This window comes from Mesobacillus sp. LC4 (assembly GCF_053543455.1).
In genome coordinates this window covers 184,027-199,874 of sequence record NZ_JBGCUB010000005.1, presented here as the reverse complement: position 1 = coordinate 199,874, position 15,848 = coordinate 184,027, and the positions used below count along the sequence as shown (strand labels likewise).

Below are 15,848 nucleotides of genomic sequence, written 5' to 3'. Positions count from 1 at the left end.
GATAATCACCTCACGTAATAGATTTTTGCCTTTCCTAGGTCCGGCCTTAACGGCTGGGCATTCAAGTTCACGATTGCTTTTGATACTTCACTATTCGGATCATCAAGATCGCCAAATATCCTGGCATTGCTTATGCAAGTGCTGACACAGGCCGGCTGCTTTCCTTCTGCTACTAGCTCGGCACAGAAACGGCATTTCTCCACTACCCCAGTTTTATGGTCCTGCGTCCTCGCTCCATAATGGCATGCCACCATACAATACTTGCAGCCAATACACTTATCAGAATCCACTAATACGATGCCTTCGGCTGTTGTGTAGGTTGCCTTCGTCGGACAAACACTTACACATGGTGCATCCTCACAGTGCTGGCATTGTACAGGGATGATTTCATTTTTGACATTCGGGAAAACACCTGTTTCTTTTTCATAAAATTTGATATAAGACTCTTCTATCGGAAGTTCATTTTGCATCTGGCAGCTTACTCGGCAAGCATAACAGCCGACGCATTTTCTAGTGTCTATTACCATTCCATACCGTGCCATCAGCTATTCACCTTCCTAACCTTCACGATTACTTCGTGGATATTTCCTGCTCCACTCCATTTTTCAAAATCAAATGGAACATGCTCCATATATCCAAATCCAACACCATAGCCGGTTTTCAAGTCCTTAGACGTGATTCCGTAGTGACTCGGGACAAAAATTGCCTCTGGGTGGATTCTCTCCGTCACTTTGACTCGAATCTTGCTGGTTGCTTCACTCGATTCCAGCTCAACCAGATCGCCATCTTTGATGCCTAGTGCTTTCGCTCGAATTGGATTCATCCAGATTCTTTCTAAGTCATAATCCTTTGTAATCTGCATTAAAATTGGTATATTCGCAGTTTGAGTATGGCTGTGGATCGCCTGTTTGCCCGTAATCAAGCGGAAAGAATCATTCTTGGGACTTACCTTCGGCTCAATCCATTCGACGATTGGCTTGAAGCCAGCTTCTTTATAGGTTTCACTATAAAATTCTACTTTTCCAGAAGGAGTCTTTAATTTCGGCATTTCACCGATGGCAATTTCCTCGTTCGGGAACATAATGGTTCCTTTTTCCCTGAGCTGTTTATACGTTACTCCGGTTGGAGCTAGCATGGCTTCATTCAATTCATCCAGGGTAAAATTAAAATACTGGCCTATCCCGCATGCTTTTGCAAGCTCAGTGTAAATTTCATTGATTGGCTTTGTTTTTGGATGAACTCTCTCTACCATTTGTTGGCGAAGGGCAATTCCAGGGATTTTTCCAGTTAATCCTTCAATTACTTCATCGCGTTCAATATATGTCACTTCCGGAAGAACGTAGTGTGCCAATTGTGCAGTTTCAGACATTTGCACATCTATAGCTACCACAAGGTCCATTTTTGAAAGTGCTTCTTTCATGACTTTAGGATTTCCGTATCCCAGTGCCGCATTAGAATGATAATAAATTGCCGCTTTCATTTTGCCTTCCAGTGCTTCTTTAGCGACGATCGTTGCAACACCATGGCTATGATAAGCAAGCGGGAATTCTTTTTCACCTGCTTTTGGAGACTCTGGTTCTTTTGGATTCGGATGTTTTGCTTCATCCAATTTTCCAAGTGAAGGTTTTCCGCCAAATATACTGCCGCCTTTTTGCTGGTAGTTTCCAAGTAAAGCATTGAACATCGCTACTGCACGGCCGGTTTCTGTACTATTTTCATAGTTGCAGCCGAAAGCCCCCCTCCATGATTGCTCAATCAACGCCTTCGGTTTGGCTTTGCCCATATCAGTAGCAATACGAGTGATCGCATCGGCAGGTATACCAGTAATTCCCTCTGCCCATTCTGGTGTGTATTTCTTCAGTTCCTTTGCGTATTCCTCATAACCAATACTGTAGTTCTTAATGAACTCTGCGTCATGAAGATTTTCTTTTATCAGTACATGTGACATCGCCAGCACTAATGCTAAGTCTGTACCCGGACGGATTGCTAGCCATTCCGTTGCCAGGTTGCCGGTATTGTTCAAACGCGGATCGACAATGACAATCTTGGCTCCGTTATCTTTTGCTGCTGCTAATGACTGAACAGAACTAGGACGGATGCCATCTCCATAGCTTCTGCCAATGAACATAATGTATTTGGCATTGCTGATATCAGCACTTGTAGAAGACACACCAACTGTATGCAAGAAGCCTGCATCCCTTGAGTTAGAACAAACGACATGGTGTGTATAGTAGTTTGACGATCCAAGAGAATTAATGAATCTAGGCGAATAAAACTTCCCTGAAGCCCGTGGATCTTCCGTTAAGGCAACTGACTGCGGGCCATGTTCTTTTATGATTTGGTTCAATTTCTCAGCAATTTCTTTGTAGGCTTGTTCCCACGAAATGGGTTCGAATTTATTATCTCCAACCCGTTTTAATGGCTGTGTAAGCCTGTCTTTGGAATAAACAACCGTCGCGTAACCATGCCCTCTGGCACACAGCTTCCCTTTTGAATAAGGATGGTCAGGGTGTCCCGTCAGCTTCCATAAACGGCCGTTTTTGACATGGCCGATCATTCCACATTTACTGGAACATGCATTACATGTACTAGGAATCTCTTTAACTACTGCGTTTGCTCCTGCTTTAACATAATTCTTGGACCATTCATTAAAGCCTACTGTTCCTGCAGATGCCAAGGCAGCAGTAGCAGCAGAAGCTTTGATAAATCCACGACGTGATAGTTTTGTCTCCACCATTTTAACTAGCCCTCCTTTTACTCCCGAACGATAATACATTTTGTTTATATGCCATGAAGGTATGTTCACACACGTTTCGATCACTTGATGCTTCCCCATCATCGCAAAAAGTAAAACTTATTGACTCTTTCACAAAGTGTCTGGCTGATGGAAGTAATTCAAATACAAAATATTTTCGCAAATATTTGTCCATCACTAAAAGCATCACCACCTTTAATTATGAAGACTACAAGTAATTGGTTCGATATGCCTTCACAGTTCCAATCAATAATCTTGTCAACCTCTGATAAAAGAGGTGTTCTGTTGCTGCAGATAGCTGCGATTCGAATTCATCCAGCCAATCGAAATGGTCATCCATAAACTCAGCAATAAAGTGTTCCGGAGCATGCTCTATGAAATAGGCCAGCAACTCGAGCAGGATTGCCAAGTGATCTGGCATGCCCTGTAATTCAACAGGTATCTCGATCTTTAGCTTTTCTAGCAGATAGTTGATATGTAACGCCGAATCACCCAGGACATAGCCTTTATCCCTCGCAAAGGGGAGAGTGCACGTTTCATCCTGTGTCCACGGTTTATACAGCGATTCAATCGGAAGTGCAGCAGCTGTTTGCGTGCTTCCAATTGAGCTTCTATATAATTCCTGAAATTCAGCATAGTTCTCAGGCAAGACTTCCTCTAAAGATAAAGCAATATTGTAATGATCCTTGATAGATGCTTCCAGCTTCTTTAGAAGATCCTGTTCCATCATCTCATTCCAGATTTCTCTAGTTGGAAGCTTATATAAATCTGCAAGGATTAAAAAATCATTCGCACAGTCTGTTTTGTTGTTTAATCCATTCACCAGGATTCACCACCTTTCGATTACACCTTCAATATATGGCATTAAAGTTTGTGAAACAATATACATTCTGTGGCTAATCCCCCCAGAGTATGTGAAGGGTTTCACCTAAAATACCGCAGTGACTCTTTTCTGAATTTCCATGGACAAGGCTGCTATTCGTTGGTTTTATTGAAGATCCCTCGGTTTTCACTCTTCTTAATTTGTGAACTTTCTTTTACATAAGTATGAATATCTGGCAAACTCCCCTCTTTTTCATAGGTTTAATCGTAAAATAAAAGCATAGAAATAATGCCCTTGAGGTGACGATTATGTCTCTATTAACGAATTGGCTTGAAAGCCTGAGCTACGAGCTGGAGATCTCGGAATCCTGCACAAGGAAGGTGAGTCCGCTGAGTACCTGTTCAGCTTGTACGGACGAATGCCCAGATGATGCCATCCTTTTTGAGGATGGCAAAATACTCATAGATGATAAAAGATGCTCATCCTGCGGTGTATGTATCACAGTCTGTCCTGTACAGTCGGTCAAGGGACAATCGCCTTCAAGAATGGTCAAACAGAATTATCTTCTGCTCGAGCAACAATCGCCATTGCCAAGCATGATGGAAATGCTTTACTACCATAAAAAGGGGATTCGTTTTATTCATCAACCTTCATTAACAATGGATTTAGTAGACAGGATTAACCAAGTCAATGAAATCCTTGGCGAAATGCAGCTCGAGCGGCTTCATGTGACAAATCGAATTGTATTGAAGGAAAAAGAGCAGCCCAGGTTATCAAGGCGTGATTTTTTCACAAAGCTTTCATTAGACAGCAAAAAAACCGTCCTCTCTTCTGTGACTCCTGTAAAATGGCGTTTCAACGAGAGCTATTTTAAACCTTCAGTCCTTTTTAAAGATTGGTCCTTTTATCAAGTGAAGATTAGCGAGGATGAATGCACATTATGTGAAGGGTGTTTTCATGTTTGTCCGCCTGGCATATTCAGTCTCGGGGTAAGCGAGTTAATATTGAATGAGAACCAATGCACCGGCTGCAATTTATGCATGGATATTTGCAAAACAAATGCAATTATCGTAGAGATGAAGGTACATCAAGCGCCGCCTGTCTCATACAATTTGCACAAGAACGTTTGCACACAATGCGGCAGTGGCTTCCTTGCCTGGGAGGAATCTGATTCCTGTCATATATGCAGGACAACTGAAAAGCCTGATTTTTTCCTTTAGTGCACATTAAAGACACTGGACATGAGAAGAAAGGTTCTTCAACCGCTTCCATATCCAGTGCCTCTTTATATTGTGGAACAAAAAAAAACTAGGAAGTGCAAGCTTCCTAGTTCAATGTTATTCTTCCTCTCCTAGAAGGAAGTCTGGGTTCAAATCTTCGAATTCGTCGTCATCGACACCATGGCCCCACTCATCATCATCGCAGTCGCATCCGCCTGGATGAGTGACAACACATACCTTTGTTTCTCCGATCACTTCTACAAGGAATTCCCTCTCGACGTGAACGATGATTTTATTGCCATTAGGCGAAATGACCGCTTCAATGCAGTTAGGCTGCTGCAGTACCTCGACCAGGACATCATGGTCATCCATGCAATCAGGATCACGGTACTTCAGTTTGATGACATCGCAGTAAGTTACTTTCTCCGTCACTACTTCAGTTTTTGTATTATCATCAAAGGAGTACCAGATGTTGGCTTCGTAAGACCCGTTTACTTCGACCACTTTCCCTACCTTTTTTGCCTTATACTTATGGTTTATGACCCAAGCGCCCAGAATGCTGCTCGGATGATGCGCTGGGTTGATCGTATGATTGGACTGCGTGAACTTGCGTCCTTTCGCTACGACTGCTTTCGTAATAATCTCTCTGTAATCTCCCATTGCGAGCGAAACCTCCTCAATCTTTTTCAATTCATCCTATGCGTGATATTAGACTAGTGTGCGATTAATTTTAGAACCGCTGGTAAAAACTTAGGCATAGTTCATTGTATGCCCATATAGCCTGAATGTTCCCAATTGGAGAAAGTTGATTGGGGAATTAAGATTGGATTGGTTTTTAGTGGCCATCATAAAAGAGTTTCAGGAAAGGCAGCCCAGATGAATGGGTTCATAAAAAAAGGCACCCTAATATAGCAGGGTGCCTTTTCCTATTCAATGTTTAATGGTTGTGTGTATGGCAGCTTTCACCGTTTTTCAAAGATGCTCCTGTTTCACCGCGAAGTACATCTCCACCAGTTGATGCAACCACTTCATCTGTAACCGTATTGGAAATCGTTGTAGCCACTAGCTGAAGCAATTCATTCACATCGAGCTGTGATTGCTTGAATTCCTGAACAACTGGAATCTCGTCTAGCTGTTGCTCTAATTGAGCAATTTTTGCCTCAGTCTTCTTCAATGCTTCTGTTTTACCATAGTGCTGAAAGTTAACTGCCTGTTTTTGAAGGCCTTTAATAGAAGAAATAAGTGTTTTCACTTTTTCATTTTCATGGATCTGTGCTTCTGCACGCTTGAAAAAGTCAACTTCTTCTGTTTCCGCAATCATTCTTGCGATTTCTCTTGAGCGCTGGATAATGTCATCTTTATTGTATTTTGCCAACTTACTTCACCTCAACTGGTTGTATTTCTTCTACCATTTCCCCGTTTAAAGACCATGTTTTTGCATCTGTGATCTTTACCTTGACGATTTTGCCGATTGCCGACTTCGGACCGACAAAATTGACAAGCTTCAACTTGCTTGTATACCCCGCAAGAACTTCTGGGTTGTTTTTACTTTCACCTTCAACTAGAACCTCAACAATCTGGTCCTGATACTTTTTCATAGACAGGGCAGATTGCTCATTTACTAGTGCGTTCAGGCGCTGCAGACGCTCTTTTTTCACTTCCATCGGGACATTATCCTGCATTTTAGCGGCAGGTGTGCCCTCCCTTGGAGAGTAAATGAATGTATAGGCTGCTTCATACCCTACCTCACGGACAATAGACATTGTTTCCTCGAATTGTTCATCTGTCTCGTTCGGATATCCCACAATAATATCTGTAGTCAAAGTGACATTAGGAATGGCCGCCTTGATTTTGCCAACAAGCTCAAGGTATTGTTCCCTCGTATACTTCCTGGCCATGATTTTCAAAACATCTGTAGAACCTGACTGTACAGGCAGATGGATATGATCCATCAAGTTTCCGCCTTTAGCCAGCACTTCAATCAGCTGATCGTCAAAATCACGAGGATGGCTTGTTGTAAAACGGACACGCGGGATATCGATCTTGCGCATTTCATCCATCAGGTCCCCTAGACCATACTCGATGTCAGTAAAATCTTTACCATACGCGTTTACATTCTGTCCTAGCAGGGTAATTTCCTGATAGCCCTGGGCTGCAAGCTGGCGCACTTCCTGGATGATGTCATCCGGACGGCGGCTTCGCTCTTTTCCTCGTGTATAAGGAACGATGCAGTATGTGCAGAACTTGTCGCAGCCATACATGATGTTCACCCATGCCTTGATATTCCCTTTGCGGACCTTCGGAAGGTTTTCGATGACGTCCCCTTCCTTGGACCAGACTTCAACGACCATTTCTTTGGACATATAGGCTTCCTGCAGAATATTCGGCAGGCGATGGATATTATGTGTACCAAAAATCATATCAACCTGGTTATAGGTTTTGAGAATTTTATTGACGACTGATTCCTCCTGGGACATGCAGCCGCAAACTCCTAACAGGAGATCCGGTTTTTCTCTTTTAAGATGCTTCAGATGACCTAGTTCACCAAACACCTTGTTTTCAGCATTTTCACGAATCGCGCATGTATTCAGGAGAATGACATTTGCATCCTCAACGCTGTCAGTCGGCTCATAACCTAGACCAAGGAAAATACCAGCCATGACTTCTGTATCATGCTCGTTCATCTGGCAGCCATAGGTGCGGATGTAGAACTTGCGGCCCTGGCCCATACCAAGGAATTCTTCAGGGATATCGAAGTCCTTGTGGTACTTGACTTCTTCCTTGCCGCGTTTTTTTGCATCCTTCAGAGAAGGAGCTGTATATACCGTTTCAAAGTACTTGCTGTAATCCTTGCTGGATTTTTTGTCCGAAGAATTCTCAGTTTGTACTTGCTGAGCATCCAAGCGTTGTTTCTCGTTCATTATAGATCTCCTTTCATTAGAAAGCGAGCAGGAAACTGATGCTGCTCGTCACTGCTTTCTACTTTTAAAAAGGGCTATATTTCACCCTGAAAATATTAAATATACACATTATAATAGTATAAACTCTTGAACTAATGAAAACAATAGCAGGCACTGGAAATACAGCTTTACTGGTAAAAAAAAGCCTCTTAGTCACCTATATTACCTTAAAGCCAATCTTACTGGCGTGATGCTCGTCACTAATAACTCCAATTTTACAAGAATAATAAAACCCCAATCCTGGACGATTGGGGTTTTATCGAAACTGTATCCCGGCATGGTTTCCGGCTTTTTATTACATGAATTCAGCAACCAATTTGTCAAAATGAGCTTGATCAAGCTTAAGGTCAGCTTTTGACAACGGAGTTTCTGAATAACCGCTTACCAGATCCTGATAAGACTTACGTTCTGTATTTTGATAGATTAGTCCTGTAACCAATCCGTTATGTTCCATCAGTGTCTGCATTGCTGCTTCACGGTTTGATGGATCATATCCTTCGATATCTCCAAGCTTTGTCAGGTTTTCCTTGAACCAATCATAAGTATTAACCTTGTTGTATGTTACACAAGGGCTGAATACGTTGATCAATGAGAAACCTTCATGCTTGATTCCAGCCTCGATCAGCGCAGTCAAGTCCTTCAGGTCAGTCGAGAAGCTTTGTGCCACGAAAGTAGCGCCAGCTGTCAAAGCCAATTCCATTGGGGAAATAGCTTGCTCGATGGAACCTGCAGGAGTTGATTTTGTCTTGAAGCCAGCAGCCGAACGCGGGGAAGTTTGTCCCTTTGTCAGACCGTAGATCTGGTTGTCCATGACAATGTAAGTGATGTTGATGTTACGGCGGATCGCATGGACTGTATGTCCCATACCGATCGCGAATCCATCTCCGTCGCCGCCAGAAGCGATGACTGTCAAATCACGGTTGGCCATCTTTACGCCCTGTGCAATCGGAAGTGCACGTCCGTGGATTCCGTGGAAACCGTATGAATTGATATATCCAGAGATACGGCCAGAACAGCCGATACCAGAAATTACTGCCAAATCTTCAGGCTCTAAACCCACATTCGCAGCAGCACGCTGCATGGCTGCCTGTACAGAGAAGTCGCCGCAGCCTGGGCACCAGTTTGGTTTTACATTATTGCGAAATTCTTTAAAAGTCGCCATCCTAGAACAACTCCTTGCATTTTGTGTGGACTTCCTGCGGCAAGAATGGATTTCCGTCATACTTGAGGACCTTATGGATCTTCTCATGACTTCCGACATTCATCTTCATGATGTTTGCCAGCTGTCCTGTCGCATTGTTTTCGATAACCGCAACTTTCTTTGCAGATTGAACAAGCTGCATCATTTCATCAGCAGGGAATGGATGTACAAGGCGCACATGTGCGTGGTTTACTTTCAGGCCATCCTTCTCAAGTCTTCCCATTGCTTCTTCAATTGCACCTCTTGTAGAGTTGAAACCTACGATCAACAGATCAGCTTCCTCATGCGGAGCATTCTTGTGGATAGGCGTATTGAATTTCAGATTGCTGATTTTGCGCATACGCTTATCCATTTGCGCAATACGGTTAGCAGCAGATTCTGATGGTTTTCCTGTTTCATCGTGTTCAACACCAGTAACGTGGTGGATTCCGTTCTTCATTCCAGGGATCACTCGTGGTGAAACACCATCTTCAGTTACTTCATAACGCTTGAAGTAGCCTTTGTTTTCAATTTCAGGAAGTGCTTCCGTAGCCAATTTGCCGCGGCGGACTTCCACTTTATCAAACTCAAGCGGTTCTACTGTCTGCTTTCCTAAAGATAACTGGAGGTCTGTCAGCATAATGACAGGGCATTGATACTCTTCAGCAAGGTTGAATGCTTCAGCTGCATCGTAGAATGCTTCCTGTACAGTACTTGGAGCAAAGACAATTTTAGGAATCTCACCGTGAGTTCCGTAAATCATCGCCATTAAATCTGATTGCTCCTGTTTTGTAGGAAGGCCTGTTGATGGACCGCCACGTTGTGTGTCAACAATGACAAGCGGAGTTTCTGTGATGCCTGAAAGTCCGATTGCTTCCATCTTCAATGAAAGACCAGGTCCTGCTGAAGCAGTAATGGCACGCACTCCGCCGTAGTTAGCACCGATCGTCATAGTGACAGCCGCGATTTCATCTTCCGTTTGAATGACTGTTCCGCCAAGCGCCGGAAGCTTCTTGATCAAATATTCCATGATTTCTGAAGCAGGTGTGATTGGGTATGCAGCCATGAAACGGCAGCCGCCTGCTAGAGCACCCATAGCGATTGCGTCGTTTCCAATCATGAACATGCGCTTCTGTCCATCAGCTTTTTCAAGCTGCATTGTCTCAGCGCCGCCTAATTGTTCTTTCGTATATTCGTAGCCAGCTTTGATGGCTTCCATGTTTTTATCGACAACCTGTTGTCCTTTGCGTCCGAAAATTTCCTGGACGACTTCTTCGAAAACCTGGATATCCAAGTCTAAAATTGCACTAGTCGCACCGATGGCAACCATGTTTTTCATAAGAGATGTTCCCAATTCTGTAGCCATTTCCGTAAATGGAACCGCATACATCGCAGCTTGAGTGTCCTCAGGCTTTTTTGGGTCAAACTTAGCATCAGCAATAATTACGCCGTTCTCATGCAATTCTTTGTAGTTTACATCGATCGTTTCCTGATCGAAAGCTACAAGAATATCTAAATCGTCAGAAATAGATCGAACCTCTGTAGTGCTCACTCGAATCTTGTTATTTGTGTGTCCGCCCTTGATACGTGATGAAAAGTGACGGTAGCCATACAAGTAGTAGCCTAGACGGTTCAATGCAATAGAGAAAATTTCCCCGGTAGATTCAATTCCTTCTCCCTGCTGTCCGCCAACTTTCCATGAAAGTTGATTGATCATCTCTTACACCCCTTTAGATACGTAAAAAAATATGTAAAAACGCTTCGTTATTAAGTGTAGCACTTTTCCAAGTAATTCACTAGAATTAAACGGTTTATGTCTTGCATTTCATGCCGGAATCTAGCAAATGGATGGTACTAAACGCTTACAATTCTAGACCTATGTGAATAAAAAAGCAACCCTTTAAGAATAATTATTGACCAAAATATGAATATTTTTTTATTTATTAAAATATTATAAGTCTTTTACTATGGCGCCATTGGATTCATGGGCAGTAATTGCCCTTCCCCGCTGGATTCAGCGACTTAGAACAGGCAGTCTGGAAGCCATATTCTTGTATAAGAACTTATTCACTTGTATATCAGAATAATATTTTTGCAGTTCGTTCCAAAGGTTTTCATATTGATCATTGCCTTCGAGATTCCTCACAGAAAATTCAATTCCATCAAAGTCCGAGCCGAATCCAACATGATTTTCTCCTCCGAGAGAACAAATGTGATCAAGATGGCGGACGACATCCTGAATGGAAGCAGAGGTTTTTTTACCAGACAAAAACTCTGGTACAAAGGTAACACCAATCACGGAATCGCGATCAATCAGTGCTTTGATCTGATCATCCTTAAGGTTCCGACGATGCTGGCAAAGCGAATAACAGTTTGAATGGGAAGCAAATACATGATCAGCACCATCCATTACATCCCAGAATCCTTGTTCAGATAAATGCGAGACGTCACAAGGTGTCCCCGTTTCATTCAGAAGCTGGACAACCTGACGGCCAAACCTTGAAAGGCCAGCTCCCCGCTCCTCCAGGGCTCCATCAGCCACATAATTTCCATAGTTCCATGTAAGACCTACAGAACGTACTCCAAGTCTCAGCAAGGTGCGCAATTTCAATAAATCCTGACCAATTGCATCACACCCCTCCAAAGTCAAAACCGCACCTATTTCATTTTCGGCGAGCTGGTCAATGTCGCCCCTGTCCTTCACCAGCTTTATGTGAGGATGAGGCTTCAGGACTTTTTCATAAAATAAATCTGCCATCCTCAATGCAGCTTCGAATTTCAGGTCAGGATGAACGGATTCAGGTACATAGATGGCAAATAACTGTACTTTGGTATTGGAAGCCTCCAGTCTTTCAAGATTAACCTGCAGTTCCGGAGCTTTAGAAAAATCAAGCGTTGGATCAACGAATAATTTATATAAAACATCACAATGAGCATCAAAAATCTTCACAAAATACCTCCTCTTATATTCATCATTATACTTCATAAAATGAAAAGAAACCTGCTTGCAGGTAGCAAACAGGCTGAGTCAATCCTTAAACATTCTTTAAAAACCTTAATCTATCTATAGGTGCGCTGGCGCTTTCATCTGGGTTCAACAATCAATTTAATGGCTGTCCGTTCTTCGCCATCAATCAGGATATCAGTAAATGCCGGGATGCAAATTAAATCGACTCCGCTAGGTGCTACGAACCCTCTTGCGATCGCTACTGCCTTAACGGCCTGATTCAATGCACCCGCCCCGATAGCCTGAATTTCTGCGCCCCCTCTTTCGCGCAGTACTCCAGCAAGCGCACCAGCTACAGAATTAGGATTAGATTTTGCTGAAACTTTTAATATCTCCATTCCTGGCTCCTCCTTATTTTATCCCGTCCCGGACGCCTTACGTGGACATCCAGGTTAGTCTGTTCCACTGCTACTATATTCAGGAGGAAGCCCACATATGACCTTCAGTAAAAAAAAGCGCTGAGTGATGAAAATGATTTTCGTTGTTAGAGCTGATTGTTTTTTATTAATAGTAATGGGAAGGATCTCTTTTAATTATATCGGCTGATGCAATGTTTGGGTTATATGCTAGGGGGCGTTTCGGGGTTAAATGTACCCTTATGTGGCCTCTTTCCTCGGCATAAGGATACATTTCTGACCTAATCGTGCCCTTATGCGGGCTCTTTCCTCGACATAAGGGTACATTTCCGGCCTTATTGTGCCCTTATGAGGGCTCTTTTCTCGGCATAAGGGTACATTTCCGACAGTATCGTACCCTTATGCAGTCTCTTCCCTCGGCATAAGGGTACATTTCCGACAGTATCGTACCCTTATGCGGGCTCTTTCCTCAACATAAGGGTACATTTCCGGCCTTATCGTGCCCTTATGGGGGCTCTTCCCTCGGCATAAGGGTACATTTCCGACAGTATCGTACCCTTATGCGGGCTCTTTCCTCAACATAAGGGTACATTTCCGGCCTTATCGTACCCTTATTTGGGCTCTCTTCCTCCGGATGATCCAAAATTGCAACTCAATCAAAAATAATATGCCCCCAATAACCAATTCACTGCAAATTAATAGACTGCAGAAAAACTCTAGTGAGCTCGCCTGCAGTCTAAATAGGTCAACCTGATATTTTACTCATAAAAAGGATGGTCATCATTGATAAGGATTTTCTGGATTTTCACTGCTTTGCCAGTCTTCTTGTCCAAATCTATCAATACTGCTGATAGCTGGTTCCTTCCATCCTTTGCTACTTCAAAGCGTGTTGGCAGGCTTGTCATGAACCTTCTTAGGACCGCTTCTTTTTCTACTCCCAATATCCCATCATATGGCCCTGTCATTCCTACATCGGTAAGAAAAGCTGTTCCTGATGGCAAAATCCTCTCATCTGCTGTCTGCACATGAGTATGCGTACCAACTAAAGCGGAAACTCTTCCATCAAGATACCAGCCCATCGCCTGCTTTTCGCTAGTTGCCTCCGCATGGAAATCGACGAAAATGAGTGAAGTGCGTTTGCTAGCTTCCTCAATCAATTCATCTGCTTTTTTAAATGGGCAATCTATTGGCGTCAAGAACGTACGGCCCTGCAGATTGATTATTGCCAGCTCCTCCTGGTTGATCTTTAGATAAACAATCCCTTTTCCCGGTACTTCTTCAGGAAAATTGGCTGGCCTTACCAGATATTTAGCTCCATCGATGAATTCAAAAATATCACGGTTATCCCATGCATGGTTGCCTAGAGTTACAGCCTGTGCGCCTTGCTCGAGAAACTGCCGGTAAATTCTTTCGGTAATTCCTTTACCGCTCGCTGCATTCTCACCATTTATGATTGTGACAGTCGGACGAAATTTCCCCTTTAGCTTAGGCAGATATTCCGTAACCATATCCCTGCCAGGGGAACCTACAACATCCCCAACAAATAAAATTCTCATTGATCCTCATTCCTGCCTTCAATTAAGTTATTTATGTAAAAATTGTATCATAACATCGAGATGTAAGGAAAACCAGCAAAGTGAGCTTGCAATATAAAAAGCGGCGCCGAAGCACCGCTTTATTTTGCATATTCAACTGCCCGTGTCTCACGGATGACTGTAACTTTGATATGTCCAGGATAATCGAGTTCTTCCTCGATTTTCTTGCGAATATCCCGTGCGAGGCGGTGTGCCTGCAAGTCATCGATTTGATCGGGTCTAACCATGATCCGGATTTCTCTACCCGCCTGAATAGCGAATGATTTTTCGACTCCTTCATAGGATTCAGAAATCTCTTCCAGTCTTTCAAGACGGCGGATATAGTTTTCAAGCGCTTCGCTGCGGGCACCCGGCCTTGCAGCTGACAATGCATCAGCAGCAGCAACAAGTACTGCAATGATCGAAGTCGGCTCAGTATCGCCATGGTGGGAAGCAATGCTGTTGATCACAACTGGATGCTCCTTATACTTAGTAGCGAGCTCCACGCCGATTTCAACGTGGCTTCCTTCTACCTCATGGTCAATAGCCTTTCCGATATCATGCAGGAGTCCTGCGCGGCGAGCTAGAGTTTCATCTTCACCTAGTTCTGCGGCAAGCAATCCGGACAATTGTGCTACTTCCATAGAATGTTTAAGCACATTCTGTCCGTAGCTCGTACGATATTTCAAGCGGCCCAAAATTTTAATAAGATCTGGATGCAGTCCGTGCACTCCCACTTCGAAGGTAGTCTGTTCCCCAACCTCACGAATATGTTCGTCAACTTCACGGCGCGCTTTCTCAACCATTTCCTCAATTCGAGCCGGATGAATACGTCCATCCTGGACAAGCTTGTCTAGAGCTAGACGGGCTGTTTCACGTCTGATAGGGTCAAATCCAGAAAGGATAACTGCTTCCGGAGTGTCATCAATAATGAGATCAATTCCCGTCAACGTTTCCAGGGTGCGGATATTCCGTCCCTCACGACCGATAATACGGCCTTTCATTTCGTCATTCGGAAGGTTTACAACTGATACAGTCGTTTCTGCAACATGATCTGCTGCACACCTTTGAATGGCTAGTGAAAGTACTTCTTTCGCTTTCTTATCGGATTCTTCTTTCGCCCTGTTTTCGTTTTCCTTAATCATTAGTGCAATGTCGTGAGCAAGTTCTTGCTCAGTACGCTCCAAAATGATGGATTTAGCCTCATCACGCGTTAAGCCCGAGATGCGTTCTAGTTCAGTCTGCTGATTTCGTACCATCTCGTCCACTTTGCTTTCCATCTCTTCAATATGCTGTTGTCTTTTGGAAAGAGCGTCATCTTTTTTCTCTAAAAGATTCTCGCGTTTGTTCAACGACTCATCTTTACGATCAAGATTCTCCTCTTTTTGCAATAAACGATTTTCTTGTTTTTGCAGTTCATTTCTTCGTTCACGAATTTCACGTTCTGCTTCAGTACGCAGCTTGTGATTTTCATCCTTAGCCTCCAGCAGGGCTTCTTTCTTCATAGCCTCTGCTTCACGCTTCGCATCTTCAACAATTTGTTCTGCGGCGTTTTTGGCACCTGCAATTTTTGCTTCCGCAACGGATTTACGATAAAAATAGCCAACAACTGCACCGACGAATAGGCCAAGCAAAATGGAGATGATTGAAATAATTAGATCCATCATTTTCACCTCCTCTTGCTATGAACTTGTGTTACGTTTTTTAAAGTGTCGGCATGTACATTGTTACAAGCATCAATATACAGCTCAAATGCTTTTAAACGTTTTTAATACCATGAAAATGTAAAATATACATTTTTAATTGTAAAGCTGCCATATTTTATTGTCAAGGGTTTGTCCCTTGTGTATTCCAACGGTTTGATTAATTATTCATGCAATTCTCATTTTTTTGGATGTGGGTGTGGATTTCCGTCTCAGTCACATTGCTTACCGGAGATGAAGAATAACTTTTAAAAGCTATGTTAAACTTGT

General features: G+C 43.1%; 13 protein-coding genes. 1 reads left to right on the top strand and 12 read right to left on the bottom strand.

All coding sequences use genetic code 11. From position 1 onward, the window contains the following. Nucleotides 1-5: 5 nt before the first annotated feature. The 3 genes from AB5I83_RS16455 to AB5I83_RS16445 all read right to left on the bottom strand — a co-directional run bounded on the left by AB5I83_RS16455 (nt 6) and on the right by AB5I83_RS16445 (nt 3,578). A complete protein-coding gene (locus AB5I83_RS16455; protein ID WP_448976734.1) occupies nt 6-542 on the bottom strand; it encodes a 4Fe-4S dicluster domain-containing protein in 537 nt (178 codons plus the stop codon). Continuing rightward, nucleotides 542-2,737 (bottom strand): molybdopterin-containing oxidoreductase family protein, encoded by a 2,196-nt coding sequence (locus tag AB5I83_RS16450; protein ID WP_448976732.1) that lies wholly within the window; start codon nt 2,735-2,737, stop codon nt 542-544. Before AB5I83_RS16450 ends, AB5I83_RS16455 begins: the two co-directional genes overlap by 1 nt. Nucleotides 2,738-2,963: 226 nt before the next feature. Further along, nucleotides 2,964-3,578, bottom strand: a complete 615-nt coding sequence (locus AB5I83_RS16445; RefSeq protein WP_448976730.1) for a molecular chaperone TorD family protein — start codon at nt 3,576-3,578, stop codon at nt 2,964-2,966. Between the two features lie 308 nt (nt 3,579-3,886). Here AB5I83_RS16445 and AB5I83_RS16440 point away from each other — a divergent pair, with 308 nt between their 5' ends. Next, entirely contained in the window at nt 3,887-4,798 is a 912-nt protein-coding gene (locus tag AB5I83_RS16440; protein WP_448976729.1) for a 4Fe-4S dicluster domain-containing protein, read from the top strand. Nucleotides 4,799-4,915: 117 nt separating this feature from the next. Here the strand turns inward: AB5I83_RS16440 and AB5I83_RS16435 are convergent, their stop codons facing one another. From AB5I83_RS16435 to rny, 9 genes are all read right to left on the bottom strand, one after another. After that, the gene (locus AB5I83_RS16435) at nt 4,916-5,458 is read right to left on the bottom strand and encodes an outer spore coat protein CotE (protein ID WP_167832884.1); all 543 of its coding nucleotides are present in this window, start codon (nt 5,456-5,458) and stop codon (nt 4,916-4,918) included. A gap of 277 nt (nt 5,459-5,735) precedes the next feature. After that, entirely contained in the window at nt 5,736-6,173 is a 438-nt protein-coding gene (locus tag AB5I83_RS16430; protein ID WP_311075439.1) for a RicAFT regulatory complex protein RicA family protein, read from the bottom strand. A gap of 1 nt (nt 6,174) precedes the next feature. Then, entirely contained in the window at nt 6,175-7,719 is a 1,545-nt protein-coding gene (gene miaB / locus AB5I83_RS16425) for a tRNA (N6-isopentenyl adenosine(37)-C2)-methylthiotransferase MiaB (RefSeq protein ID WP_448976726.1), read from the bottom strand. A 334-nt stretch (nt 7,720-8,053) separates the two neighbouring features. Next, entirely contained in the window at nt 8,054-8,920 is an 867-nt protein-coding gene (locus tag AB5I83_RS16420; protein WP_167832881.1) for a 2-oxoacid:ferredoxin oxidoreductase subunit beta, read from the bottom strand. Between the two features lies 1 nt (nt 8,921). After that, nucleotides 8,922-10,655: a 2-oxoacid:acceptor oxidoreductase subunit alpha gene (locus tag AB5I83_RS16415; protein ID WP_448976723.1), complete on the bottom strand. Its 1,734-nt coding sequence runs from the start codon at nt 10,653-10,655 to the stop codon at nt 8,922-8,924. 297 nt (nt 10,656-10,952) lie between these two features. Then, the gene (locus AB5I83_RS16410; protein WP_448976721.1) at nt 10,953-11,888 is read right to left on the bottom strand and encodes a dipeptidase; all 936 of its coding nucleotides are present in this window, start codon (nt 11,886-11,888) and stop codon (nt 10,953-10,955) included. A gap of 134 nt (nt 11,889-12,022) precedes the next feature. After that, nucleotides 12,023-12,283: a stage V sporulation protein SpoVS gene (gene spoVS, locus AB5I83_RS16405; protein ID WP_010193268.1), complete on the bottom strand. Its 261-nt coding sequence runs from the start codon at nt 12,281-12,283 to the stop codon at nt 12,023-12,025. Nucleotides 12,284-13,059: 776 nt separating this feature from the next. After that, a complete protein-coding gene (locus AB5I83_RS16400) occupies nt 13,060-13,857 on the bottom strand; it encodes a TIGR00282 family metallophosphoesterase (protein WP_448976718.1) in 798 nt (265 codons plus the stop codon). Nucleotides 13,858-13,976: 119 nt separating this feature from the next. Beyond that, nucleotides 13,977-15,539, bottom strand: a complete 1,563-nt coding sequence (gene rny / locus AB5I83_RS16395; RefSeq protein WP_209437987.1) for a ribonuclease Y — start codon at nt 15,537-15,539, stop codon at nt 13,977-13,979. Nucleotides 15,540-15,848: the final 309 nt, after the last annotated feature.